The sequence below is a fragment of the Pseudomonas sp. MDT1-85 genome (genome assembly GCF_054898065.1).
Genome location: NZ_CM142715.1, coordinates 128,702 through 154,252 on the forward strand (window position 1 = coordinate 128,702; position 25,551 = coordinate 154,252).

Consider the following 25,551-nt stretch of genomic DNA (forward strand, 5'->3'; position numbering starts at 1 on the left):
CTTTCTTAAAGCGACGAGTATTTCTTGCGCAGACGCTGACGAATCAGTTCCGCGAGGGTGTTCATGACGAAGGTGAACAACAACAGCACCAGCGCCGAGAGGAACAGCACGCGGTAGTGGCTGCCGCCGACTTCCGATTCGGGCATTTCCACTGCGACGTTGGCCGCCAGGGTGCGCAGGCCTTCGAACAGGTTCATTTCCATGACCGGGGTGTTACCAGTGGCCATCAGCACGATCATGGTTTCACCGACCGCGCGGCCCATGCCGATCATCAGCGCCGAGAAGATGCCCGGGCTGGCGGTGAGGATCACCACGCGCGTCATGGTCTGCCATGGCGTGGCACCGAGGGCCAGGGAGCCCAGGGTCAGGCCGCGAGGCACGCTGAACACGGCGTCTTCGGCGATGGAGTAGATGTTCGGAATGACCGCAAAGCCCATGGCCAGACCGACCACCAGAGCGTTGCGCTGGTCGTAGGTGATGCCCAGATCATGGGAGATCCACATGCGCATGTCGCCGCCGAAGAACCAGGTTTCCATGTACGGGCTCATGTACAGCGAGAACCAGCCCACAAACATGATCACCGGAATCAGGATCGCGCTTTCCCAGCCGTCCGGCACTTTCAGCCGAATGGACTCAGGCAGACGACTGAAGACGAACCCCGCCACCAGAATGCCGATCGGCAGGAGAATCAGCAGGCTGAAGATGCCCGGCAAATGCCCTTCCACATAAGGTGCGAGGAACAGGCCGGCGAAGAAACCGAGGATCACCGTCGGCATCGCTTCCATCAACTCGATCACCGGTTTGACCTTGCGGCGCATGCCCGGAGCCATGAAGTACGCGGTGTAGATCGCCGCGGCGACGGCCAGTGGCGCGGCCAGCAGCATGGCGTAGAACGCAGCTTTCAGGGTACCGAAGGTCAGCGGCGAGAGGCTCAGCTTGGGTTCGAAGTCGGTGTTGGCCGCGGTCGATTGCCAGACGTATTTAGGCTCGTCATAGTTTTCGTACCAGACTTTGCTCCACAACGCGCTCCACGAGACTTCCGGGTGCGGGTTGTCGAGCAGCAACGGTTGCAGCTTGCCGCCCTGCTCCACGATCACGCGGTTGGCCCGTGGCGACATGCCGAAAAGGCCTTGGCCGTCGACCACCTGGTCCACCAGCAAAGTGCGGTGAGCGGTGCTGTGGAACACGCCGAGCTTGCCAGATGCATCCAGGGCAACGAAGCCTTTGCGGCGCTCTTCGGCGGTGATTTCAACGATCGGCGTAGTGCCCATCTGGAAGGTACGGATCTGCTTGAGGCGTTGTTCGCCATCCGGATCGCGAGCCATGAACCACTGGGCGAGGCCGCCCTTGGAGTCGCCGACGATCAGCGAGATGCCGCCCAACAATTGAGTGCTGGCGGTCACTTCTGCATCGCCGTTTTCAAGCAACTTGTAGCGACCGTTGAGGCTCTTGTCGCGCAGGCTGAAAACGTCGGCCTGAGCACGGCCGTTGACTACGTACAGCCACTGCTGACGCGGGTCGACGAAGATGTTCTTCACCGGCTCGGCCATTTGCGGCAGGTCAATGCGCTTCTGCTCGCTGGTGATTTCGCCGGTCATCATGTTTTCTTCGCTGGTCAGCGACATAACGTGCAGCTGCGCACCAGAGGAACCGGCCAGCAGCAGGGTCGAATCATTAGCGTTGAGGCTGACATGCTCCAGAGCACCGCCCGCCTCGTTAAGCACAATGGGTGTTTCGCCGTACGGATATTCGATGGCCGGCGAGATGGTTTTCTTGCCTTCCGGATAACTGACTTTGTACGTGTGACGGAACACCAGCGCCTGACCGTTGGACAAACCCACCGCCACCAATGGCTGGCCGGGTTGATCTTCACCGATGGAGGTCACGCTGATGCCAGCCGGGATCGGCAGGTCGACACGGCGCAGCTCAGCGCCAGTGTCGATATCAAAGAACAATGCCTGGCCCTTGTCGGAAACCCGCATGGCGACCTGGTTCTGCTCTTCGAGGGAGATCATCAGCGGCTTGCCGGCGTCTTGCATCCAGGCGGGCGTAATGGCGTCTTTGGCGGTCAGGTCGGCACCCTGGAACAGCGGCGCGACGACGTAACCGAGGAAGAAAAAGATCAGGGTGATCGCGCCAAGAACGGCGAGGCCGCCGACGAGGACGTACCAGCGGGTCAGGCGATCTTTCAGCGCACGAATACGGCGCTTGCGTTGCAGCTCAGGCGTATTGAAGTCAATTCGCTTGGGGGGATTTGTAGTCATGGTGGAGTTGGCCAGATCATTCATGCGCACACCCTAGCGATCCTGTATGACAGAAAGATGACAATGCAGTGACGCAACAAATCCGCCGCCTATGGGAACAGGCAGCGGATCGGAAATTTGGGGGGGCCGGGTTGCCATCGTGGCAACCCTGAGCCTTTGTAGGAGCGAAGCTTGCTCGCGAAGGGATCGCCTCGGTTCTCCCTTGAAAACGCAGCGATCCCTTCGCGGGCAAGCCTCGCTCCTACACAGGTCCGGGTTTAGCCCGGACCTAGGGCTTTACTTTTTTACGACGTTGCCACCTTCCGACAGACCCAGGTCAGCCAATGCTTTGGCAGCAACCTTGGCTGGCAGCGGGATGTAGCCGTCTTTCACAACCACTTCCTGACCCTGTTTGGACAGAATCAGTTTCACGAACTCGGCTTCCAGCGGGGCCAGAGGCTTGTTCGGAGCCTTGTTGACGTAAACATAGAGGAAACGCGACAGCGGATACTTGCCGTTCAGCGCGTTTTCTTCAGTGTCTTCAACGAACTCGGTGCTGCCTTTCTTGGCCAGGGCCACGGTTTTCACGCTGGCGGTCTTGTAGCCGATGCCCGAGTAACCGACGCCGTTCAGCGAGGAGCTGATCGACTGCACGACCGAAGCCGAACCTGGTTGTTCGTTGACGTTTGGCTTGTAGTCGCCTTTGCACAGAGCTTCTTCTTTGAAGTAGCCATAAGTGCCGGATACCGAGTTACGACCGAACAGTTGCATCGGCTTGTTGGCCAGGTCGCCGGTCACACCCAGGTCGCCCCAGGTTTTCACGTCGGTTTTAGCGCCGCACAGACGCGTCGAGGAGAAAATCGCGTCGACCTGTTCCATGGTCAGGTGCTGGATCGGGTTGTCTTTGTGTACGAAGACAGCCAGGGCGTCCACGGCAACCGGAATAGCGGTTGGCTTGTAGCCGTATTTGGTTTCGAAGGCTTGCAGCTCGTTGTCCTTCATCTTGCGGCTCATCGGGCCCAGGTTAGCGGTGCCTTCAGTCAGCGCAGGTGGCGCGGTGGAAGAACCGGCAGCCTGAATCTGGATGTTTACGTTCGGGTATTCTTTTTTGTAGTTCTCAGCCCACAGGGTCATGAGGTTAGCCAGGGTATCGGAGCCGACGCTGGACAGGTTGCCCGACACACCAGTGGTCTTGGTGTAGCTCGGGATAGCAGGGTCAACAGCGGCAACCGCATTGGCAGTCGCAACGCCAGCAGCGACAAAAGTCATTGCCGCCATCAAACGCTTCAGTTTCATGCCTTACTCCTAGCAGATAGGTGTGTTAAGTCGGGGCCAAGTATCAGCAGGCCGTGTGAACACTCTATGGCTGAAATATGACAATTGGATGAAAGGCCAGCATTTGGTTTTTCGCAGGTATACCGCGTTATCGTTCTTCGCGGGCAAGCCTCGCTCCTACAGGTCATGCGCCAATTTTGAAATGACGCTAATCCATGTAGGAGCGAGGCTTGCCCGCGAAGGCGTCGGCCGGCTTACCGCCCCTTCTTCCAGAGATACCCACCCACCACAATCCCGACGCCACAAATAATCGCCACGTAATAAGCCGGCCCCATCGGGCTTTCCTTCAAGAGCAACGTCACCACCATCGGCGTCAGGCCACCGAAAATCGCGTAAGCCAGGTTGTAGGAAAATGACAACCCGCTGAACCGCACCACCGCCGGGAAGGCTTTGACCATCACATACGGCACCGCACCGATGGTCCCGACCAATAAACCGGTCAGCGCATACATCGGGAACAGCCAGTCGGGATGGTTGAACAGGCTGTGATAAAACGTCCAAGAACTGATCAACAGCGCGGTGCTACCGAACACGAATATCCGACCGGCGCCGAAGCGGTCAGCCAATACACCGGAGGCCACACAGCCCAGGCTCAGGAACACGATCGCCAGGCTGTTGGCCTGCAACGCGGTAGTCGGCGAGAAGTGATAGACGGTCTGCAGCACGGTCGGTGTCATCAGGATGATCACGATGATGCCCGCGGACAGCAGCCAGGTCAGCAGCATGGAAATCAGAATCGCTCCACGATGGTCACGTAACACGGCGCGCAGCGGCACTTCCTCGGCCAGGGCCTTGCGCAACTGCAGTTCGGCGAACACCGGAGTTTCGTGGAGCCAGCGACGCAGATAGACCGAGAACAAGCCAAACACACCGCCCAGCAGGAACGGAATCCGCCAGGCGTAATCCGAGACTTCAACCGGCGTGTAAATGCTGTTGATTGCGGTAGCGACCAAGGAGCCCAAAAGAATACCGGCGGTCAGACCGCAGGTCAGCGTGCCGCAGGCATAACCGATGTGCCGCTGCGGCACGTGTTCGGAAACGAATACCCAGGCCCCAGGCACTTCACCGCCAATCGCCGCGCCCTGAATCACCCGCATCAGCAGCAACAGGATCGGCGCCCACATGCCAATCTGCGCATAGGTCGGTAGCAAGCCCATGATCAGGGTCGGCACTGCCATCATGAAAATGCTCAAGGTGAACATCTTCTTGCGTCCCAGCAGATCACCGAAGTGCGCCATGACGATGCCGCCCAGCGGCCGCGCCAGGTAGCCGGCGGCGAAGATGCCGAACGTCTGCATCAGGCGCAGCCATTCGGGCATGTCAGCGGGGAAAAACAGTTTGCCGACCACCGTGGCGAAGAAAACGAAAATGATGAAGTCGTAAAACTCCAGCGCGCCGCCCAGGGCAGACAGCGATAACGTCTTATAGTCGTTGCGGGTCAGCGGACGTGCGGATTGGGTGGGCTGCGCGATGCTCGAGGGCGCTGTGGTCATGGCAAGGGCTTCTCTTATAGTCGGATCTGCAACCTCGACAACGCTGGCAGAGGCTTGGGCAGGTTCGGCACGATAGCAAATTGTTCGAAAAAGCACATAGAGGCGCGTATTTGACGGTCAAAATGAGAACCGGACGGTCGTCTCGGAGTCTACCGATCGATATACTCGTAACATTGCAACGGCTTGTAAGGGGTTGCTGTGCGAAACCGTCGTTGGCACCTGTCAGCCGATTTCGCAGAGTTTCCCTTTAGGCGCCTTACGAAAAACGTGACGAACGTAGTATGTTCGGGGCTGAATCGTTTTTCCAAGGCTCCAGTGCGCAAAGTCGCCGAGCGAAGGTCAGGCAAGGCAAAAACAGGCGAGGACCGGCTGGGGTCGCACCCGACTTTACTGCTGTAAATGAGCGTCCGAGCCTGTTTTTAACGCAGCATGACCGAGCGCAGGCACTTTGCGCGCGGAGCCGTAAGACGGCTATTCAACCTGAAGTACAAATGAAGAGTCACGGGTCAGAGGCCCCCCCGGCATGATAGAGCTCGAACAAGAAGATCCAATCCCGCAAGGCGACCTGGCCCTGCAAATCACCGCGCTTCCGCGTGAAACCAATGGTTTTGGCGATATTTTCGGCGGCTGGCTGGTGGCGCAGATGGATTTGGCTGGCACTGCGATGGCCAGCAAGGTGGCTGGTGGCCGCGTGGCCACCGTGGCGATCGATCGAATGGCATTCCTGGTGCCGGTAGCGGTGGGGGCTCAGCTCTCCTTCTATACCCAGGCCCTGGAAATCGGCCGCAGCTCGATTCAGATGATGGTCGAAGTCTGGAGCGACGATCCACTGTCCAGCGAATGGCGTAAAGTCACCGAAGCCGTCTTCGTGTTCGTCGCCATCGACGGCAGCGGCCGCACTCGCTCGGTTCCGCCTAGAGCTCGTTAAAACGGAGCTCGTAAAAACCGGAGCCCGTAAAAAAGATGGGCGTTAAACCCGGCGACCGTTTTGCGGTCCATTGCAGTCCTGTTCCTGATCGAGAGTTGCCCCATGAGCACGCCCAACGTTGAAGCCGTGAAACTGGATGAACTGAACTGCTGGCGCATCCGCCACGGTCAGGCCGAATTACTGGTGGCCCAGCAAGGCGCGCACATCCTCAGTTATCAACTGGCCGGCGAGCCGCCGCTGATCTGGCTCAACGACGAAGCGGTGTTCAAGGCCGGCAAGAGCATCCGCGCCGGCGTGCCGGTGTGCTGGCCGTGGTTCGGCAACCTGCCGCGCAACCCGCAAAGTGTCCAGGCCATGCGCGTCGGCAATGAACCGCCAACGGCTCACGGGCTGGTGCGAGCGATGGATTGGGAATTGCTCGGCATCGAAACCGAGGGCGAAAGCCTGAAGGTGGAGTTCGTCCTGCCCTACCCAGAAGAAGGTCTGCCGGGATGGCCGCATCAGGTGGACTTGAAACTGAGCATTCGTCTGGATGAGCAGTTGCATATCAGCCTGACGAGCGAAAACAAGGGCGCTGAACACGTCACGATCAGCCAGGCGCTGCACAGCTATTTCGCGATCAGCGATGTGCGCAACGTGCATGTCGAAGGGCTGGATGGCTTGAGCTATATCGAAACCCTGAACGACTGGAAAACCGTCACCCAGACCGGTGATCTGCGTTTTACCGGCGAGACCGACCGCATCTATCTGAGTACCCCGCCGACGCTGAGCATCGTTGATCCGCACTGGGAGCGACGCATCGAACTGACCAGCAGCGGTTCGCGCTCTGCGGTGATCTGGAACCCTTGGATCGACCGCGCCGCAGCGTTCAGCGACATGGCTGACGATGGCTGGCAGCGCATGCTGTGCATTGAAACGGCGAATGTGATGGGTGATGTGGTGACGCTGGCAGCGGGCGCCAGCCACACCCTCGGCGTCAGCATCGGCAGCAAACCTTTATAGCAACACCGTAACCAATGTGGGAGCGAGCCTGCTCGCGATGAGGCCATAACATCCAACATCAATGTTGACTGTTAAACCGCCATCGCGAGCAGGCTCGCTCCCACAGTTGGTTTATATCGACCTGACCTACGCGTTACAAATCCGACTCTTTCACAACCCGCACCTTCGCCGCATCCAGCGCATACGCCGCATCGGCCAGGTCGTTGTTGACCTTTTCGATCTTCAGCGTGCCGGTCACCCACAGCGGCGTGTAGATATCGTTCAGCTTCAAGCCTTTTGGATAACGTACCAGCACCAACTGGTTAGGTGGCGGTGGCGGCACGTGGATGCAAGCGCCTGGATACGGCACAAGAAAGAACAGCGTGCTGTGGCCCTTGGCGTCGGATTCCAGCGGTACCGGATAGCCGCCAATGCGAATGTGCTTGTCGTTCATCGACGGCACGGTTTTGGTCGAGTACATCACCGCCGGCAAGCCCTTGCTCTGCTTCATGCCACCTTTTTGGGTAAAGGTGCCGTTGGCTTCGGGGGAGTTGTGGTCGAGTTCGGGCATGGCCTCGAGGGCTTTCTGGTCTGACTTGGGCATCAGTTCGAGCCAGTCGGTTTCCGGCAGTTCGCCGGCATGGGCCAAACCACTGCCCAGGAAGAGAAGAGTCAACAGAAGACGGCGCATGAAAGTGCTCGGCAAAGGAAAGGAACGATGTAAAGCCGAGCATTCTAGCCCTCTCCGGCGATGGCGCAGAGAGGGCTTTGTCGCTTCAATTAGTTCTTTTTTTGATCAGGCCGTAGATCACCAGCAATACCACCGCGCCCACCAGCGCACCGATGAAACCTGCGCCTTCGCCAGCGCGGTAAATGCCCAGGGCCTGGCCGCCGTAAGTGGCCGCCAGCGAACCGCAGATACCGAGCAGGATAGTCATGATCCAGCCCATGCTGTCATCACCCGGTTTCAAAAACCGAGCTAGCAGGCCGACGATCAAGCCGATAAAGATGGTTCCGATAATTCCCATGGCATTTCCCTCTGATTGAATGGCAATGCCCAAAGCCTAGTCAGACTTTGGCATCCTGCCATCAGAGAACGGCGGTCCCTGAAGGTTCCGCCGCCGCCACATGAAACTATTCGGCGATGAGCGCTTCGACCTTGAGGATCTGCGCAGCCAACGTATCACGGTCTGCACAGCGCAGATTGGCGTGACCGACCTTGCGGCCGACCTTGAAGGCCTTGCCGTAGTGATGCAAATGGCAATCGTCGACCGCGATCACTTTCTCTACCGGTGGTACAACACCGATGAAGTTGAGCATCGCGCTCTCACCGACCTTGGCCGTCGAACCCAGCGGCAGACCGGCGACGGCCCGCAGGTGGTTTTCGAACTGGCTGCACTCGGCGCCTTCGGTGGTCCAGTGCCCGGAGTTGTGTACGCGCGGGGCGATTTCGTTGGCCTTGAGGCCGCCGTCGACTTCGAAGAACTCGAACGCCATCACGCCGACGTACTCCAGTTGCTTGAGTACCCGGCTGGAATAATCTTCAGCCAACGCCTGCAGCGGGTGATCGGTACTGGCCACGGACAGTTTGAGAATGCCGCTGTCGTGGGTGTTGTGAACCAGCGGATAGAACCTGGTTTCGCCATCGCGAGCACGCACGGCAATCAGCGAGACTTCGCCAGTGAACGGCACAAACCCTTCCAGCAAGCAGGCAACGCTGCCCAGCTCGGCGAACGTGCCGGCCACGTCTTCAGGCTTGCGCAGGACTTTCTGGCCCTTGCCGTCGTAACCCAGGGTGCGGGTTTTCAGCACGGCCGGCAGGCCGATGGAAGCCACGGCGGCGTCCAGATCGGCTTGCGACTGGATGTCGGCGAACGCGGGAGTCGGAATCCCCAGGTCCTTGAACATGCTCTTTTCGAACCAGCGATCGCGAGCGATGCGCAGCGCTTCGGCGCTCGGGTACACCGGGACGAATTGCGACAGGAATGCCACGGTTTCGGCCGGGACGCTTTCGAACTCGAAGGTCACCAGATCGACTTCATCGGCCAACTGACGCAGGTGATCCTGATCGCCGTAATCGGCCCGCAGATGCTCCCCCAACGCGGCTGCGCAAGCATCCGGCGCCGGGTCGAGGAAAGCGAAATTCATGCCCAGCGGAGTGCCCGCCAGCGCCAACATGCGACCCAACTGGCCGCCACCGATTACACCGATCTTCATCGTCAACAACCTCAGGCGATGCGTGGGTCTGGATTTTCCAGGACGCTGTCTGTCTGCTCAGCGCGGAATTTTTTCAGCACCGCGTGGAACTGCGGGTGCTTGGCGCCGAGGATGCTCGCCGAGAGCAGCGCTGCGTTGATCGCGCCGGCCTTGCCAATGGCCAGGGTGGCGACCGGAATGCCCGCGGGCATCTGCACGATAGACAGCAGCGAATCGACGCCCGAGAGCATCGACGACTGCACCGGCACGCCCAGTACCGGCAGGTGGGTCTTGGCCGCACACATGCCTGGCAGGTGGGCCGCGCCACCGGCACCGGCGATGATCACCTCGATGCCACGGGCCTCGGCCTCTTCGGCATACTGGAACAGCAGGTCCGGGGTGCGGTGGGCAGAGACCACTTTCACCTCGTAAGGAATGCCGAGCTTTTCCAGCATATCGGCGGTGTGGCTAAGGGTGGACCAATCGGACTTGGAGCCCATGATCACGCCAACCAGTGCACTCATCGTCGTGCCTCTTCTCTCTGGGCGCCCGCAGGCGCGTCAAAAAACAACAAGCCACGCAGAAATGCGTGGCTTGATTGTACGAAAAATGGCCGGGCGAACCGGCCGAAGGCCGCGCAGTATACCTCAATGAAGCAGATAAACAGCCCCCGATACGACCATCTGTCATACGGCGCAAAGTGCCGGTTTTATTGACCCGAAGGTCAGCTGAAACGCATCACAAATCCCCTTGTGGGAGCGAGCCTGCTCGCGATGGCGTCGGCCCGGTCGACATTTGTGTTGAATATTAGTCCGCTATCGCGAGCAGGCTCGCTCCCACAGGGTTAGTCGACATGTTCAAGAACTCTGCGCCGCACCGCCTTCAAGCTTGCGCCAAAGTAACCGCACGTTGGCCTTGCGCACCAGCGCGCAGCGATACAGACGAATTTCCAGTGGCACATGCCATTGCGGGCCGCCGCAGACCACCAACTCACCGCGAGCCAGTTCGGCGCGCACGCTCAGTTGCGGTACCCAGGCGATGCCAAGGCCTTCCAGCGCCATGCTTTTCAGGCTGTCGGCCATGGCGGTTTCGTAAATGGTGGTGAACCTCAGGGCACGCTGGCGCAGCAACATATTGACCGAGCGCCCGAGGAACGCGCCGGCGCTGTACGCCAATAGCGGCACACTGGCCTCGCCTTCCAGGTCGAACAACGGTTTGCCATCAGCATCAGCGGCGCAGACCGGGAGCATTTCGGTGTCCCCCAAGTGCAGCGACGGGAAAATCTCCGGGTCCATTTGCATGGCCGCATCCGGGTCGTAAAACGCCAGCATCAGATCGCAGCCGCCTTCGCGCAATGCATGCACCGCATCACCAACGTTTGTCGCCACCAGCCGCGTGGCGATATTCAGCCCTTCATTGCGCAACTGCGCGATCCAGCGCGGGAAGAAACCCAGTGCCAGGGAGTGAGCAGCGGCAACCTGCATCACCTCGCCCTGCCCACCTTCCAGGTGATGAAGGTGGCGCAGCACTTCGCCCAACTGCTCGACCACGGTTCGCGCGGTGACAAGGAATAGCTGTCCCGCCGCCGTCAGCTCGACCGGCGTGCGGGAGCGATTGACCAGGGTCAGCCCCAGCGCCGCTTCGAGGCTGCGGATCCGCCGGCTGAATGCGGGCTGGGTCACGAAGCGTCGTTCAGCCGCCTGGGAGAAGCTGCGGGTGGCGGCCAGAGCACTAAAGTCCTCGAGCCATTTACTTTCCAGATTCATTACGCCCTCCCGGGGCACGCACCAATTTAGGTCACACGCTCGCCGCACACGCGGCGTCACACGGACATTATGCCGAATGTGCATAGGCTAGTGTTTAACAGCATTGGCCCAAAATTCTTCACAAGCCTAGCATTTGCAGTGTTCCGGCGCAGACCGGGTCCCTATCGAGATGATTTCTATCATGTCTTCCGCTGCATCTTTCCGCACAGAAAAAGACCTGCTTGGCGTACTCGAAGTACCTGCTCAAGCGTATTACGGCATCCAGACCCTGCGAGCGGTGAACAACTTCCGTCTCTCCGGTGTTCCGATTTCGCATTACCCGAAACTGGTTGTCGGCCTGGCAATGGTCAAACAGGCCGCCGCAGACGCCAACCGCGAACTGGGTCACCTGAGCGAAGCCAAGCACGCTGCTATCAGCGAAGCCTGTGCCCGATTGATCCGCGGCGATTTCCACGAAGAGTTCGTGGTGGACATGATTCAAGGCGGCGCTGGCACTTCGACCAACATGAATGCCAACGAAGTCATCGCCAACATCGCGCTGGAGGCTATGGGCCACCAGAAGGGCGAATACCAATACCTGCACCCGAACAACGACGTGAACATGGCGCAGTCGACCAACGACGCCTACCCGACCGCGATCCGTCTGGGTCTGCTGCTGGGTCACGACGCGCTGCTGGCCAGCCTTGACAGCCTGATCCAGGCGTTCGCCGCCAAGGGCCAGGAATTCAGCCACGTATTGAAGATGGGCCGTACCCAGCTGCAAGACGCCGTGCCGATGACCCTGGGTCAAGAATTCCGTGCCTTCGCCACCACATTGAGCGAAGACCTGGCACGTCTGAAAACACTGGCACCTGAACTGCTGACCGAAGTGAACCTGGGCGGCACCGCGATCGGTACCGGCATCAACGCCGACCCGCGTTACCAGCTTCTGGCCGTTCAGCGTCTGGCGCTGATCAGCGGTCAACCGCTGGTTCCGGCCGCCGACCTGATCGAAGCCACCTCCGACATGGGCGCCTTCGTGCTGTTCTCCGGCATGCTCAAGCGCACCGCCGTCAAGCTGTCGAAGATCTGCAACGACCTGCGTCTGCTGTCCAGCGGCCCACGCACCGGCATCAACGAAATTAACCTGCCAGCACGTCAGCCAGGCAGCTCGATCATGCCAGGCAAGGTCAACCCGGTTATCCCGGAAGCCGTGAACCAGGTTGCTTTCCAGATCATCGGCAACGACCTGGCCCTGACCATCGCTGCCGAAGGCGGCCAGCTGCAACTGAACGTGATGGAGCCGCTGATCGCCTTCAAGATCTTCGACTCGATCCGTCTGCTGCAGCGCGCCATGGACATGCTGCGCGAGCACTGCATCGTGGGCATCACCGCCAACGAAGAGCGCTGCCGTGAACTGGTCGAACACTCGATCGGCCTGGTCACCGCGCTGAACCCCTACATCGGCTATGAAAATGCCACCCGCATTGCCCGTATCGCGCTCGAAAGCGGCCGCGGCGTGCTGGAACTGGTGCGCGAAGAAGGCTTGCTCGACGACGAAATGCTCGCCGACATCCTGCGCCCGGAAAACATGATTGCTCCGCGTCTGGTGCCTCTGAAGGCTTGACCAAACGCCGGCTCCTTCTCTTTTAACGAAGAGCATGAAGAGCCACGCTCACCAGGTCGAGGGACTAGACACCTCTCACCTTTTGAGGGCTTGGGGATTTATTCCCTCAAGCCCTTTTTTTTAACTATCTGACAGGACAAACGTCTTCTGTGGGAGCGAGCCTGCTCGCGATGAACGATAACGCGGTGCCTTTGATGGACCGCGGCGCCTGCATCGCGAGCAGGCTCGCTCCCACATGAGCCTGACTCAAAAAAGTCAGGTGTTTCAAAGCTTCGTTTCGTCGCTTGCACCACAATCGTGCAGACGGACGGCACTCTCCTAGGTATAGTGCCGGCCCTCTTCGCGTGAGCGGTCGTCGTTAACGAGGCCCAAACCCATGCGAAACCCGAACTAATAACAACCCGCGATATGGAACCGGAACGAGCCTCGATCCACCGTTATGCCACGCGAAAGCCGGTGTAACGCGATGTGTCGGACCCTCCAGTATCTGCACACACAAAAAATAGCGAGGAATACTCCATGCTCGAAGTCATCAACGACTTCCTCTCAGGGAAAGTACTGATCGTGCTCATTGTCGGGCTCGGTAGCTACTTCACGATCCGCTCGCGTTTCGTTCAGTTCCGCCACTTCTTTCACATGTTCGCGGTGTTCCGTGACAGCCTCAAAAGCAGCGCCGGCCAACTCAGTTCGTTCCAGGCCCTGATGCTCAGCCTCGCCGGCCGCGTCGGTGCGGGCAACATCGCGGGTGTCGGCATCGCCGTGACCCTGGGTGGCCCCGGTGCCGTGTTCTGGATGTGGGTGACCGCGCTGGTCGGCATGTCCAGCAGCTTCTTCGAATGCTCCCTCGGCCAGCTCTACAAGCGCTGCGACTCCGAAGGCCAGTTCCGTGGTGGCCCGTCCTTTTACATTCAGCACGGCCTGCAGAAACGCTGGTTGGGGATGATCATGGCGTTCCTGCTGCTGATCACCTTTGGCTTTGCCTTCAACGGCCTGCAAGCCCACGCTGTAACCCACTCGCTGAACAATGCCTTCGGCCTCGACACCACGTACACCGGCCTTGGCCTGGCGGTATTGCTGGGCCTGGTGTTCATCGGCGGTATCAAGCGGATCGCCAAGGTCGCTGACCTGCTGGTGCCGGTGAAAACCCTGGTGTACATCGGCGTGACCATCTACGTGATCGTGCTGCAGTTCGACCACGTTCCGGGCATGTTGATGACCATCGTTAAAAGCGCCTTCGGTCTGGACCAGGCCTTCGGCGGCCTGATCGGCAGCGCCATCGTCATGGGCGTGAAACGCGGCGTGTTCGCCAACGAAGCAGGCCTTGGCAGTGCGCCAAACGTGGCTGCGGTCGCGTCGGTCGAGCACCCGGTTTCGCAAGGTGTGGTTCAGGCGTTCAGCGTATTCCTCGACACCTTCGTGATCTGCACCTGCACCGCATTGCTGATCCTGCTGTCGGGCTTCTACACCCCGGGCTTCGAAGGCGACGGCATTGCCCTGACCCAGAACTCCCTGGCTGCCGTGGTCGGCGAATGGGGCCGGATGTTCATCTCCGTGGCCCTGGCGTTGTTTGTGTTCACCTCGATCCTCTACAACTACTACTTGGGCGAGAACAACCTGCGCTTCATGATCGGCGAAAACCGCAAGGCGCTGATCGGCTATCGCGCGCTGGTATTGGTGTTGATCTTCTGGGGTGCCATCGAAAACCTCGGCACCGTGTTCGCCTTCGCCGACATCACCATGACCCTGCTGGCGTTCGTGAACCTGATCGCGCTGTTCCTGCTGTTCAAGGTCGGCATGCGTATCATGCGTGACTACGATGACCAGCGCGCTGCCGGCATCAAGACTCCAGTGTTCGATTCGAGCAAGTTCCCGGATCTGGACCTGGACCTGAAAGCGTGGCCGGCTAATCCGCCAGCAGCCGCTGGCAAGACCGAAGCAGAGCCGCAAGGCGTACCTGCAGCGCAACGCTGACCGGTAAAAGACGGGCGCACCCCCTGCGCCCGTCAGTTAAAGTGAATCACCTGTGGGAGCGAGCCTGCTCGCGAAAGCGGTGTATCAGCCAACATCAATGTTGAATGATTGACCGCTTTCGCGAGCAGGCTCGCTCCCACATGTCATCTCTTGTGGAGACCTCCAGATGATCCCCAATAGTTACCCAGCCGCCCAGCTCGTCATGGTGCTCTACACCGGTGGCACCATCGGTATGCAAGCCAGTGCTCACGGCCTGGCGCCAGCGTCCGGATTCGAAGCAAGGATGCGCGAGTATCTGCACAGCCAGCCTGAGCTGGTAGTGCCGCAGTGGCGCTTTCGCGAGATGTCGCCGCTGATCGACAGCGCCAACATGACGCCCGCCTACTGGCAGCAATTGCGTGAAGCGGTGGTCGACGCCGTTGATCTCCAGGGCTGCGACAGCGTGTTGATCCTGCATGGCACCGACACCCTGGCCTACAGCGCCGCAGCCATGAGCTTTCAGTTACTCGGTTTGCATGCCCGCGTGTGTTTCACCGGCTCCATGCTGCCGGCCGGTGTGACCGACAGTGATGCCTGGGAGAACCTCGGCGGTGCGTTGGTTGCTCTTGGTCAGGGCCAGGCGCCGGGGGTTCATCTGTACTTCCACGGCGAACTGCTCGACCCGACCCGTTGCGCCAAGGTTCGCAGTTTCGGTCGTCATCCGTTCAAGCGGCTGGAGCGTCAGGGCGGCGGCGTGAAGGCGACTTCCGTGCCGGCGCAGCTGAACTACAACCAGCCTAAACAGCTGGCGAAGGTCGCGGCGCTGCCGCTGTTCCCGGGCATCGGTGCTGATCAGCTGGATGGTCTGCTCAACAGCGGTATTCAGGGTCTGGTGCTGGAATGTTATGGCAGCGGTACCGGGCCAAGCGACAACCCCGAGTTTCTCGCCAGCCTGGAACGGGCGCGGGACAAAGGTGTGGTGATGGTGGCGGTGACGCAATGTCATGAAGGTGGTGTGCAGCTCGATGTGTACGAGGCGGGCAGCCGCTTGCGTGACGCCGGGGTGTTGTCCGGTGGCGGCATGACTCGCGAGGCGGCATTCGGCAAATTGCATGGGCTACTGGGTGCAGGGATTGAGACGGCTGAAGTTCGGCGGTTGGTTGAACTCGATCTGTGCGGCGAGCTTATCTGACACAACACAAAACCTTGTAGGAGCGAGGCTTGCCCGCGAAGGCGTCCTCAAGTGCGCCAAAAGCTTCGCGGGCAAGCCTCGCTCCTACAGGGTTGGTCACAACCGGCATATAACTTGCTCCCGTTCCAGCATCCCAATGCTGGAACACTCCATGCTCCACTCCCACCTCACCACCCTTAACGCCGTCTCCTTGGTGCTCAACACCTTCAAAGCCGACGGTCTGTCGAGCGAGGCGTTATTGGCCGGCAGCGGCATCAGCGCGGCGGATCTGAGCCGGGCGGACACGCGCATCACTACCAACCAGGAGATGCTGGTTTGCGCCAACGCCGTCGCGTTACGCCGCGATATCGGCCTGGAGTTGGGCCGGCGGATGCACGTTTCTTCCTACGGCCTGCTCGGGTACGCCTTACTCACCAGCGCCACTTTCGGTGACGCCTTGCGGTTGGCGCTGCACTATCCGGCGCTATTGGGAACACTGTTCGAGTTGAGCCTGGAGGACGATGGCGAGCGCATCTGGCTCACCGCCGGCGACTATCGGGAAAATCCGGCGCTGGCGCCGTTCAATGTCGAGTTTTGCCTGGTCTCGATGAAAGTCACCTGCGAAGACTTGCTTGGCCATCCTCTGCCTCTGCTCGGCGCCCGCTTCGAACACCCGGCGCCGGACTATCAGGCGCGCTACGCCGAGCGTTTCGACTGCCCCTTGCTGTTCGATGCTGTGTCCAATGCCTTTGCCTTCGACAAATACTGGCTTGAACAACCTTTGCCTCTGGCCGATGCCATCACTCACCAAGCCATGGCTGAACGCTGCCGCAAGCAAAATACCGAGTTCACCGGGCGTCAGGCCTGGCTCGGACGTATCCGCCAACTGCTCGCCGCGCAGCTCAACGCGGCGCCGGGCCTGGAGGGGCTGGCCGAACAGCTGAACTGCTCGGCGCGCACCTTGCGGCGACATCTGAAGGACCTGGGCTGCGGCTACCAGGAACTGCTTGATGAGTTGCGCTTCGAGCAGGCCAAGCGAATGCTCTGTGAAGATCAACTGCCTGTCTACCGGATTGCCGAGGCATTGGGGTTCAGCGAGACCGCGAGCTTCCGCCATGCGTTTGTGCGCTGGAGTGGTGTGGCGCCGAGTCAGTTCAGGCCTTGAGGATGGCGGCGTCCTGAATGCCGCCATCGCGAGCAGGCTCGCTCCCACAGTGGTTTTGCGTCGGACGTAAATACGGGATTCTCTGAAGATCCGAGGTGGGAGCGAGCCTGCTCGCGATGGCATCCTCAAGAACGCCAAAAGCTTCGCAGGCAAGCCTCGCTCCTACAGGGTCGGATGCGTCATTCGAGGGCGCCGGCGTGCCATTAAGGGGCGAATTTCGGTCAAATCTTTTGGCCATATCGATCCCCTTTTGGCCTTTCCTGCCGTTCTCCCAAACGGCCCCCCGCCGCAAGACTGTGTGCAACCGAATCAGCCTGCGGAGAACAAGAATGCTGACGATCTACTCGGACGATCACCACCTGCATCACGGCCGTTGTGAATTGATGGACGGGCAATTGATGCCCTGCTTCGAAATGCCCTCCCGGGCCGACCATGTGCTGGCACGCGTACAGTCCCGCCATCTGGGCCCGGTCGAGGCGCCGCAGGATTTCGGGCTCGGACCGATCGAGCGCATTCACAGCCGCGACTATCTCGACTTCTTCAAAGGGGCCTGGGCGCGCTGGACCGAATTCAATACCGACGGCGACTTGCTGCCCTACACCTGGCCGGCCCGCACCTTGCGTCGGATAATGCCCACCAGCCTGCACGGCCAGCTCGGCTATTACAGCTTCGACGGCGGCGCACCGATTACCGCCGGCACCTGGCAAGCGGCGTATAGCGCGGCGCAAGTGGCATTGACCGCGCAGGCGGAAATCCAGCGCGGAGCCCGCAGTGCTTTCGCCTTGTGCCGTCCACCGGGACACCATGCCGCCAGCGACTTGATGGGCGGTTATTGCTACCTCAACAACGCCGCCATCGCCGCTCAGGCATTCCTCGATCAAGGCCACAAAAAGGTCGCGATCCTCGACGTCGATTACCACCACGGCAACGGCACCCAATCGATTTTCTACGAGCGCAGCGACGTGCTGTTCACCTCGATCCATGGCCATCCGGAAGCCGAGTTTCCGTTCTTCCTCGGCTACGAAGACGAACACGGTGAAGGCCCCGGCGAAGGGTTCAACTTCAACTACCCTTTGCCCGCCGGTTCAGGCTGGGACCGTTGGAGCGCGGCGCTGGAGCAGGCCTGCAAGGAGATCGAAAAGTACGGCGCCGACATCGTCGTCGTGTCCTTGGGTGTGGATACGTTCAAGGACGACCCGATCTCCCAGTTCAAACTCGACAGCCCGGATTACCTGGCGATGGGCGCGCGCATCGCGGGCCTCGGCAAGCCGACGCTGTTCGTGATGGAAGGCGGTTACGCGGTAGAAGAAATCGGCATCAATGCCGTGAACGTTCTCGAAGGTTTTGAAAGCGCCCAATGAGGAATTAGAACAAATGAACCGACTCAAGCGTCTGATCGCGCCAACGCTCTTCCCCACAGTGCTATGCGCCACATTGCTCAGTGGTGCCGTTCACGCTGAAGAACGCACATTGCGGGTATACAACTGGTTCGACTACATCACCCCCAAAGCGCTGGAAGATTTCAAGACCCAGAACACCCAGACCAAACTGGTCTACGACATCTTCGACACCAACGAAGCGCTGGAGGCCAAGCTGCTGACCGGCAACTCCGGTTACGACGTGGTGGTGCCGTCCAACGTGTTTCTCGCCAAGCAGATCGAAGCCGGGGTGTTCCAGCCGCTGGACCGCAGCAAACTGCCGAACTGGAATCACCTGGATCCGAAGCTGATGAAGCTGATCGAAGCCAACGATCCGGATAACAAATTCGCCGTGCCGTACATGTACGGGACCATCCTGATCGGCTTTAACCCGGACAAGGTCAAGGCAGCTTTGGGCGACAACGCACCGGTGGACAGCTGGGACCTGATCTTCAAGGAAGAGAACATCAGCAAGCTCAAGCAGTGCGGCGTGGCGCTGCTCGACTCGCCGTCAGAGATCCTGCCGCTGGCCCTGCAACACCTGGGCCTGGACCCCAACAGCCAGAAACCGGCGGACTACGCCAAGGCTGAAGCGCTGCTGATGAAGATTCGCCCCTACATCACCTACTTCCATTCTTCCAAGTACATGGCCGACATTGCCAACGGTGACATCTGCGTCGCAGTCGGTTACTCCGGCAGCTTCTCCCAGGCCGCCAACCGCGCCAAGGAAGCCAAGAATGGCGTGATCGTCGACATGCGCCTGCCCAAAGAAGGCGCGCCGATCTGGTTCGACATGCTGGCGATCCCCAAAGGCGCGAAAAACCCGCAAGACGCCTACACCTTCATCAACTATTTGCTGCAACCCCAGGTGATCGCACCGGTCAGCGATTTCGTCGGCTACCCGAACCCGAACAAGGACGCCACGGAAATGGTCGACCCGACGATCCGCAACAACCCGAACCTGTACCCGACCGAAGCGGCGATGAGCACGCTCTACACCCTGCAACCGTTGCCTCGCGATGCCGAACGGGCACGGACCCGCGCCTGGACCAAGATAAAGTCCGGCACCTGATCCGGGCGGCGCAGCTCACACTGGGTTCCAGATCTCTTTGAGCCTCGCCAGTGCCGATTCGATAGCCGTCTCCGGCACTGCGGCGAACCCCAGGACCAGCCCCGCTCGCTGGTCCTCGGGGAGCGTCGTGTCTGGCAGCCAATAACTGCTCAAACCGTTGATCTCCACCCCGACGCTGGTGGCTTGTTCGATCAATTCGCGCTCACGGGCCACGCTGTCGACACGTACCGTCAGGTGCAAACCGGCCGCCACACTGGGCAGCTTGCCGACGCCCGGGATATCCACAGGCCAGCCATTGAGCAGGACGTTACGCCGACTCAACGCAGCACGGCGCATACGCCGGATGTGTCGCTGGAAGTGCCCGGCCGCCATGAACTCAGCCATTACCGCTTGAGTGCTGACCTCCGAATGCCGCACGTCCACCGCACGACGCTGGGAGAACGCCTCAACCAATCCGGGCGGCAACACCAGATAACCCAGTCTTAATGCCGGGAATGCGACCTTGCCGAAGGTGCCGACATACAGCACCCGCCCCTGCCGATCGAGTGCCGCCAACGGCGCCAATGGCGCGCCGCTGTAACGGTATTCGCCATCGTAGTCATCCTCGACGATCCAGCCTTGGGTGCGTTCAGCCCAGGCCAACAATTCAAGACGTCGCGCCAGACTCATGACCACCCCGGTCGGGTACTGATGCGACGGCGTGACGTAAGCCAATCGACAATCGCTGAGCCCCGCCAATTCGGTGCAATCAATGCCCTCACTGTCCACCGCTATCCCGTGCAATCGCGCGCCGGCTACAGCGAACGCATGACCCGCTGCTCGATACCCCGGATTTTCAATGCCCACCCCATCGCCAGGCTCCACCAGCAACTGTGCACAAAGGCTAATCCCCTGTTGCGCGCCACTGGTGATCACTATTTGCTCAGCCGAGCACTGCATGCCCCTCGAACTGCGCAAGTACGCAGCAATCAGCCCACGCAATCGTGCATCACCCGCAGGGTCGCCGTAACACAGTTGCTGTAAATCCGGCTTACGCCAGAAAGCCGCGTTCAGCTTGGCCCAGACCTCGAAAGGAAATAGATCAAAGGCTGGAACGCCGACACGAAATGCCCGAGGTGGACCACTGGGAGGCAAGGCCAAATGGTTCTTTTCAACCCGGGCCAAAGCACCGCTGTGGATAACTTTACTGGACGAAACCACAGGTAAATCCAGCCAATTTGTGGATAAGGTTGTGGGTAACCCTGTTGAAAACCTTGTGGATACTTTTGTGGATAATTTTTTTACCGACACCGCGGCTTGAGGCAATTGCGCGACATAAGTCCCGTCGCCAACACGCCCTTCGATGAAGCCCTCAGCGTAAAGCTGATCGTAGGCACGGACCACGCTGTTACGGGAAATCGATAACGCCGCCGCCAGATCGCGACTGGCCGGCAGTCGCGTGCCGCTGGCCAATCGTCCGTCGAGCACTCGCACCCGCAACGCTTGATAGAGCTGACGACTCAGGCCTTGGCGGCGGTCGAGTTCGATACCCGCCGGATTGAACGACGAGGGAAGCGGCGGATTCGGCATGATAATGGACCTATGAAATTGGTCATTAATGGCTCTTACAACAGACCAATAGCCTGCCTAGGATGAACGCATTCGCCAAGGAAAATTTCCATGTACACGCCCAGCAATTTCGCCATCGATGATTTGAATGAACTGCATCAGCAGATACTCGACACTCGTCTCGCTGTCTTGGTCACCCACGGTGAACAGGGCCTGCAAGCCAGTCATCTGCCGCTGCTGCTGAATGTTGACCAAGGCCCGAACGGCACCCTCTACGGCCACCTCGCCCGGGCCAATCCACAATGGCGGGAATTGCAGAACGGCGCCGAGGCGCTGGTGATTTTTGCCGGTGCCGATGCCTACGTCAGCCCAGGGTTTTACCCGAGCAAAGCCGAGCACGGCAAAGTTGTACCAACCTGGAACTACGTCGCCGTGCACGCTTACGGTGCCGCCGAAGTTTTCAGCGACGCTGACCGCTTGCGCAATGTGGTCAGCGGCCTGACTGACCGTCATGAGTCAGGCCGCCCTAACCCATGGAAAGTCGCCGACGCTCCAGCCAACTACATTGATGGCATGCTCAAGGCCATCGTCGGTTTTGCCTTGCCGATCCAGCGTCTGGAGGGCAAACGCAAGCTCAGCCAGAACCGCAATGCTGCAGACATCGCTGGTGTGCGCGAGGGGCTGGCCGCCAGCCCTGATGTGCACGACCAGGCCCTCGCCCACTTGATGCGTTAAGGAACCCACATGAGTCAGATCGACATCCGCCAGGTCACCGCCGACGATCACGCTGCCTGGTTGCCGTTGTGGCAAGCCTACTTGCGCTTCTACAACACTGAATTGCCCGACGCAGTCACCCAGAGCACCTGGCAGCGCCTGCTCGATCCGAGCGAACCGACCCATGGAGCGCTGGCCCGGGCCGAGGGCAAAGCAGTGGGCATGGTGCATTTCATCTACCACCGCTCGAACTGGAGCATCGAAAACTCCTGCTACCTGCAAGACTTGCTGGTGACGCCGGAAACTCGCGGCACTGGTGTCGGTCGGCAATTGACTGAATTCGTCTACACCACGGCCAAGGCCGATGGGTGCTGCAAGGTCCATTGGCTGACCCACGAAACCAACGCCACCGCGATCCAGCTCTATGAGCGCATCGCCGAGCGCCCCGGTTTCATCCAGTTTCGCAAAGCCCTTTAAGGTTCAAGGAGAGCAGCATGTCGACTTCACTCGCGGACTGGAAAGGTGTTCCGCCGCCCTCGGTTCAACTGATCGAAGGGCGTTTCATCCGTTTGGAAAAACTTGACCCGGCGCGTCACGCCGACGGCTTATGGAAAGCCCTCGAAGGCCCGGGCTCGGATCCGAAACTCTGGGACTATTTGCCCTATGGTCCTTTCCCGGAGCGCAGCGCTTTCAACGATTGGCTGAACAACCATGCGGCCAACAGCGACCCGTATTTCCTCACGGTGATCGACCGCGCCAGCGGCGACGTGCAGGGTATTCTCAGCCTGATGTCGATTGTCCCTTCGCAGGGCCGCATCGAAATCGGCCATGTGACCTTTGGCGCACCGATGCAACGTTCACCAAAAAGTACCGAGGCCGTTTACCTGCTGGCCAGGGAATCCTTTGCGTTGGGTTACCGGCGTCTGGAGTGGAAGTGCAACAACGGCAATGCCCGTTCCAAGTATGCGGCGGAGCGGTTGGGATTCAGTTTTGAAGGGGTTTTCCGGCAGCACATGGTGGTCAAGGGTCAGAACCGAGACACGGCGTGGTATTCGATTCTGGATTCGGAATGGCCGGCGATTGGCGCGGGGTTTGAGCGGTGGCTGTCCGATGAGAATCAGACGGAATCGGGGCAGGTGAAAACTCTGGTTGAGTGCCGCCAGTAATCTTCGGCGCCCGGACGGACGCTATCGCGAGCAGGCTCGCTCCCACCTTGGATCGTTGTCGAACACAATATACGTGTCCACTGAAGATCTATTGTGGGAGCGAGCCTGCTCGCGATTGGCGTCACGCCAATTTCTGGGCCAACACCGCAATATGCTCCGGCCCGATCCCACAACACCCGCCCAAATGGCTGGCCCCGCGCTTCTGCCAATCGGCCGCCCATTGTAGATAACCCGGTGGGTCGAGATCGTCGCGCAACGGGTCCAGACCGTCATTGGCCGTGGCCTCTTTCGGCTGCGGCGGGAAGGCATTGGCGTACGCGCCGATGTGAATCTTCACCCCCAAACGTTCGAAAGTTTCCCGCGCCGCATCAATTGCAGCGCCGATCACCTCTGGCTGGCTGCAGTTGAACAGCAAGGTCTCGACGCCCAACTCAGCCGCCACCGCGGCAGCCTCAGCCACCGGCTCACCGGAACGCAGACGCGGCACTTCGTCGGTGTCTTCATCCTTCAAGGTAAACGACAGCCAGAACGGCTTGCCGTCCTTCGGCAGACCGGCATGGATCGCCCGTGCCTCGATAATCGAGCTCTGGGTTTCGGCCAGCCACAGGTCGACATGCGGCGCCAGTCCCTTGACCAGGGGTGCCAGCAGTTCAGTCACCCGCGCGGCGTCAAACAGGTCCGGGCGATAGGAGCCAAACAACGGCGGCAATGAACCGGCCACGCGCACCGGTTTACCCGCCGCATCGACGGCACGACGGGCCAGCTCACCGGCCAATGCCGCGAGCGCCTGACCCTCAGCGGCAAAACGCTCTTCGCCAATGTGGAATGGCACCACCGCGTAACTGTTGCTGGTGATCACGTCGGCACCGCTTTCGATATAAGCCGCGTGCACCGCCTCCACCGCTTGCGGCGCTTCGCTCAAGGCCAATGCCGACCACTCGGGCTGTCTGAACGGCGCCCCTCGGCGTTGCAGCTCACGACCCATGCCGCCATCCAAAATTACCGTGCTGCCTGCGCCCATATGCTTTTCACTCATAAGCTTATGAAAATAACTCACTACCAGAGTCGTTCTTATAACTATTTAATACGCACCACCCGGTTAATAACAACCTCTTTTTTTCAGGGATCAACTGTGAAATTTCAACCACTGCTGGCCCTGGGCCTGACGATTTTGGCTGCCTCTACCCAAGCCTTTGCGGGCGCCACCCTGGATCGCATCGAGCAAAAGAAAGAACTGGTAGGCGTGTTGATGGAAAGCTATCCGCCCTTCTCATTCCTCAACGATCAAAACCAGCTCGACGGTTTCGACGTCGATGTGGCCAAGGCCGTTGCGGACAAACTGGGCGTCAAGCTGCGCCTCGAAACACCGTCCTGGGACGTGATCGCCGCCGGTCGCTGGAGCGGGCGTTACGACATCTGCATCTGCTCCATGACCCCGAGCAAGGCCCGCGCCGAAGTCTTCGACTTCCCGGTCGAGTACTACGCCTCCCCAGCGGTGATTGTGGTCAACGCCAAGGACGACAGCATTCACAGCGCCAAGGACCTGAGCGGCAAGAAAGTCGGCCTCACCAGCGCCTCCAGCTATGAAAGCTACCTGAACAAAAACCTGGTGATCGAAGGCGCCGAAGACACCCAATTGCAGTACCCGTTCGAAGACGTGCAGATCGCCCCGTATGACACCGACAACGTCGCGTTCCAGGATTTGGGCCTGGGTGCTGGCGTACGACTGGACGCGATTCTCACTAACCTTGTCACCGCCCAACCGCGCCTGACCGAAGACAAACGCTTCAAGCTCGCCGGCGAACCGCTGTACTCGGAACCGAACTCGGTGGCCATCGAAAAAGGCGACGCCCAGTGGGACGCCAAAGTGCGTGATGTGTTTGCCGAGCTGAAACAGGACGGCACCTTGAGCAAGCTGTCGCAAAAATGGATCGGCGCCGACATCAGCAAATGACTTCTTTCCCCAAACCACCTCAGCCACCGCAGCCGGTGGCTGAGTCGTTGCTGCAACGGATCTTCGGCTTCCGCACCCGCCTGTACCTGACCTGGGCAGCGATGTTCGGCTTGTTCGCGAGTTTCTTCCTGAGCTTCGACCTGAAGTTCTCGATCATCCTCGACAAACTGCCGAACCTGATCGGCCTGCACCTGGCACCCAACGGCTTTCTGCAAGGCGCGGCGCTGACGTTGTTCTTGTGCGTGTGCTCAATCGTGACGTCATCGCTGCTGGGCTTCATCACGGCTTTGGCGCGCCTGTCGAAAAGTGCGGTGGCGTTCGGTATCGCGAGCTTCTATGCCTCGTTCTTTCGCGGCACACCGCTACTGATTCAGATTCTACTGATCTACCTCGGCTTGCCGCAATTGGGCATCGTACCGGGCGCCATCGCCGCCGGCATCATCGCGCTGTCGCTGAACTACGGCGCCTACCTGAGCGAAATCTTCCGCGCCGGCATCCTCGGCGTCCCCCATGGCCAACGCGAAGCGTCGCTGGCTCTGGGCATGCGCGAAACCGTGATCTTCTGGCGCGTCACCCTGCCCCAGGCCATGCGCACCATCATCCCGCCCACCACCAACCAGTTCATCTCCATGCTCAAGGACTCGTCACTGATTTCGGTGATGGGGGTTTGGGAAGTGATGTTCCTGGCACAATCGTATGGGCGCTCGAGCTATCGCTATATTGAAATGCTGACCACGGCTGCGGTGATCTACTGGGTGATGTCGATTGGGCTGGAGCTGATTCAGGCGCGGATGGAGCGGCATTATGGGAAGGCGTATTTGAAGCGCGGTTAGCAAAAAGATCGC

23 protein-coding genes are annotated in these 25,551 nt (G+C 59.8%); 13 read left to right on the top strand and 10 right to left on the bottom strand.

Features of this window, described 5'->3' with window-relative positions:
• Positions 1-5: 5 nt before the first annotated feature.
• The 3 genes from ACYZT2_RS00635 to ACYZT2_RS00645 all read right to left on the bottom strand — a co-directional run bounded on the left by ACYZT2_RS00635 (position 6) and on the right by ACYZT2_RS00645 (position 5,071).
• A complete protein-coding gene (locus ACYZT2_RS00635; RefSeq protein ID WP_461973298.1) occupies positions 6-2,039 on the bottom strand; it encodes an ABC transporter permease subunit in 2,034 nt (677 codons plus the stop codon).
• A gap of 501 nt (positions 2,040-2,540) precedes the next feature.
• A complete protein-coding gene (locus ACYZT2_RS00640; RefSeq protein ID WP_461969260.1) occupies positions 2,541-3,539 on the bottom strand; it encodes a phosphate ABC transporter substrate-binding protein PstS in 999 nt (332 codons plus the stop codon).
• 233 nt (positions 3,540-3,772) lie between these two features.
• The gene (locus ACYZT2_RS00645; protein WP_253545932.1) at positions 3,773-5,071 is read right to left on the bottom strand and encodes an MFS transporter; all 1,299 of its coding nucleotides are present in this window, start codon (positions 5,069-5,071) and stop codon (positions 3,773-3,775) included.
• A 523-nt stretch (positions 5,072-5,594) separates the two neighbouring features.
• Here ACYZT2_RS00645 and ACYZT2_RS00650 point away from each other — a divergent pair.
• Positions 5,595-5,999, top strand: coding sequence for an acyl-CoA thioesterase (locus ACYZT2_RS00650; RefSeq protein ID WP_007896491.1), 405 nt, complete (start codon positions 5,595-5,597; stop codon positions 5,997-5,999).
• 102 nt (positions 6,000-6,101) lie between these two features.
• Positions 6,102-7,001, top strand: a complete 900-nt coding sequence (locus tag ACYZT2_RS00655; RefSeq protein ID WP_461969263.1) for a D-hexose-6-phosphate mutarotase — start codon at positions 6,102-6,104, stop codon at positions 6,999-7,001.
• A 133-nt stretch (positions 7,002-7,134) separates the two neighbouring features.
• On the opposite strand, the gene ACYZT2_RS00660 is transcribed toward ACYZT2_RS00655, so the two are convergent.
• The 5 genes from ACYZT2_RS00660 to ACYZT2_RS00680 form a co-directional block, all read right to left on the bottom strand.
• Positions 7,135-7,671: a DUF3299 domain-containing protein gene (locus ACYZT2_RS00660; RefSeq protein WP_461969265.1), complete on the bottom strand. Its 537-nt coding sequence runs from the start codon at positions 7,669-7,671 to the stop codon at positions 7,135-7,137.
• A gap of 85 nt (positions 7,672-7,756) precedes the next feature.
• On the bottom strand, positions 7,757-8,008 hold the full coding sequence (locus ACYZT2_RS00665; protein WP_461969267.1) for a GlsB/YeaQ/YmgE family stress response membrane protein: 252 nt from the start codon (positions 8,006-8,008) through the stop codon (positions 7,757-7,759).
• A 106-nt stretch (positions 8,009-8,114) separates the two neighbouring features.
• The gene (locus ACYZT2_RS00670) at positions 8,115-9,197 is read right to left on the bottom strand and encodes a 5-(carboxyamino)imidazole ribonucleotide synthase (RefSeq protein ID WP_461969269.1); all 1,083 of its coding nucleotides are present in this window, start codon (positions 9,195-9,197) and stop codon (positions 8,115-8,117) included.
• An 11-nt stretch (positions 9,198-9,208) separates the two neighbouring features.
• A complete protein-coding gene (gene purE, locus ACYZT2_RS00675; RefSeq protein WP_008150032.1) occupies positions 9,209-9,700 on the bottom strand; it encodes a 5-(carboxyamino)imidazole ribonucleotide mutase in 492 nt (163 codons plus the stop codon).
• Positions 9,701-10,033: 333 nt separating this feature from the next.
• Positions 10,034-10,942 (bottom strand): LysR substrate-binding domain-containing protein, encoded by a 909-nt coding sequence (locus ACYZT2_RS00680; RefSeq protein ID WP_448725638.1) that lies wholly within the window; start codon positions 10,940-10,942, stop codon positions 10,034-10,036.
• 181 nt (positions 10,943-11,123) lie between these two features.
• Between ACYZT2_RS00680 and aspA the strand changes: the two genes are divergently transcribed.
• From aspA to ACYZT2_RS00710, 6 genes are all read left to right on the top strand, one after another.
• Complete coding sequence (gene aspA / locus ACYZT2_RS00685) at positions 11,124-12,548, top strand: aspartate ammonia-lyase (RefSeq protein WP_283182249.1); 1,425 nt, start codon at positions 11,124-11,126, stop codon at positions 12,546-12,548.
• 519 nt (positions 12,549-13,067) lie between these two features.
• The gene (locus ACYZT2_RS00690; RefSeq protein ID WP_461969271.1) at positions 13,068-14,519 is read left to right on the top strand and encodes an alanine/glycine:cation symporter family protein; all 1,452 of its coding nucleotides are present in this window, start codon (positions 13,068-13,070) and stop codon (positions 14,517-14,519) included.
• A gap of 166 nt (positions 14,520-14,685) precedes the next feature.
• Positions 14,686-15,690 carry an asparaginase gene (locus ACYZT2_RS00695; RefSeq protein ID WP_461969273.1) on the top strand — a complete coding sequence of 335 codons (1,005 nt, stop codon included), beginning with the start codon at positions 14,686-14,688 and terminating at the stop codon, positions 15,688-15,690.
• A 151-nt stretch (positions 15,691-15,841) separates the two neighbouring features.
• The gene (locus ACYZT2_RS00700) at positions 15,842-16,834 is read left to right on the top strand and encodes an AraC family transcriptional regulator (protein WP_461969275.1); all 993 of its coding nucleotides are present in this window, start codon (positions 15,842-15,844) and stop codon (positions 16,832-16,834) included.
• 329 nt (positions 16,835-17,163) lie between these two features.
• Positions 17,164-18,195 carry a histone deacetylase family protein gene (locus ACYZT2_RS00705; protein WP_461969277.1) on the top strand — a complete coding sequence of 344 codons (1,032 nt, stop codon included), beginning with the start codon at positions 17,164-17,166 and terminating at the stop codon, positions 18,193-18,195.
• A gap of 13 nt (positions 18,196-18,208) precedes the next feature.
• Positions 18,209-19,324, top strand: a complete 1,116-nt coding sequence (locus ACYZT2_RS00710) for a polyamine ABC transporter substrate-binding protein (protein WP_461969279.1) — start codon at positions 18,209-18,211, stop codon at positions 19,322-19,324.
• 15 nt (positions 19,325-19,339) lie between these two features.
• Here the strand turns inward: ACYZT2_RS00710 and pdxR are convergent, their stop codons facing one another.
• A complete protein-coding gene (pdxR, locus tag ACYZT2_RS00715) occupies positions 19,340-20,893 on the bottom strand; it encodes a MocR-like pyridoxine biosynthesis transcription factor PdxR (protein WP_461969281.1) in 1,554 nt (517 codons plus the stop codon).
• Positions 20,894-20,983: 90 nt separating this feature from the next.
• Here pdxR and ACYZT2_RS00720 point away from each other — a divergent pair, with 90 nt between their 5' ends.
• The 3 genes from ACYZT2_RS00720 to ACYZT2_RS00730 are packed head-to-tail and all read left to right on the top strand — an operon-like array spanning position 20,984 to position 22,752.
• Positions 20,984-21,607 (top strand): FMN-binding negative transcriptional regulator, encoded by a 624-nt coding sequence (locus ACYZT2_RS00720; protein ID WP_461969283.1) that lies wholly within the window; start codon positions 20,984-20,986, stop codon positions 21,605-21,607.
• A 9-nt stretch (positions 21,608-21,616) separates the two neighbouring features.
• The gene (locus ACYZT2_RS00725) at positions 21,617-22,063 is read left to right on the top strand and encodes a GNAT family N-acetyltransferase (protein ID WP_461969285.1); all 447 of its coding nucleotides are present in this window, start codon (positions 21,617-21,619) and stop codon (positions 22,061-22,063) included.
• A gap of 17 nt (positions 22,064-22,080) precedes the next feature.
• Complete coding sequence (locus ACYZT2_RS00730) at positions 22,081-22,752, top strand: GNAT family N-acetyltransferase (protein WP_461969287.1); 672 nt, start codon at positions 22,081-22,083, stop codon at positions 22,750-22,752.
• Between the two features lie 121 nt (positions 22,753-22,873).
• On the opposite strand, the gene ACYZT2_RS00735 is transcribed toward ACYZT2_RS00730, so the two are convergent.
• Entirely contained in the window at positions 22,874-23,773 is a 900-nt protein-coding gene (locus ACYZT2_RS00735; RefSeq protein WP_461973300.1) for a homocysteine S-methyltransferase family protein, read from the bottom strand.
• 111 nt (positions 23,774-23,884) lie between these two features.
• Here ACYZT2_RS00735 and ACYZT2_RS00740 point away from each other — a divergent pair, with 111 nt between their 5' ends.
• Positions 23,885-24,706, top strand: a complete 822-nt coding sequence (locus ACYZT2_RS00740) for an ABC transporter substrate-binding protein (protein WP_461969289.1) — start codon at positions 23,885-23,887, stop codon at positions 24,704-24,706.
• Positions 24,703-25,539 carry an amino acid ABC transporter permease gene (locus tag ACYZT2_RS00745; protein ID WP_461969291.1) on the top strand — a complete coding sequence of 279 codons (837 nt, stop codon included), beginning with the start codon at positions 24,703-24,705 and terminating at the stop codon, positions 25,537-25,539. The genes ACYZT2_RS00740 and ACYZT2_RS00745 overlap by 4 nt, the downstream gene beginning before the upstream one ends.
• The last annotated feature ends 12 nt before the right edge of the window (positions 25,540-25,551 follow it).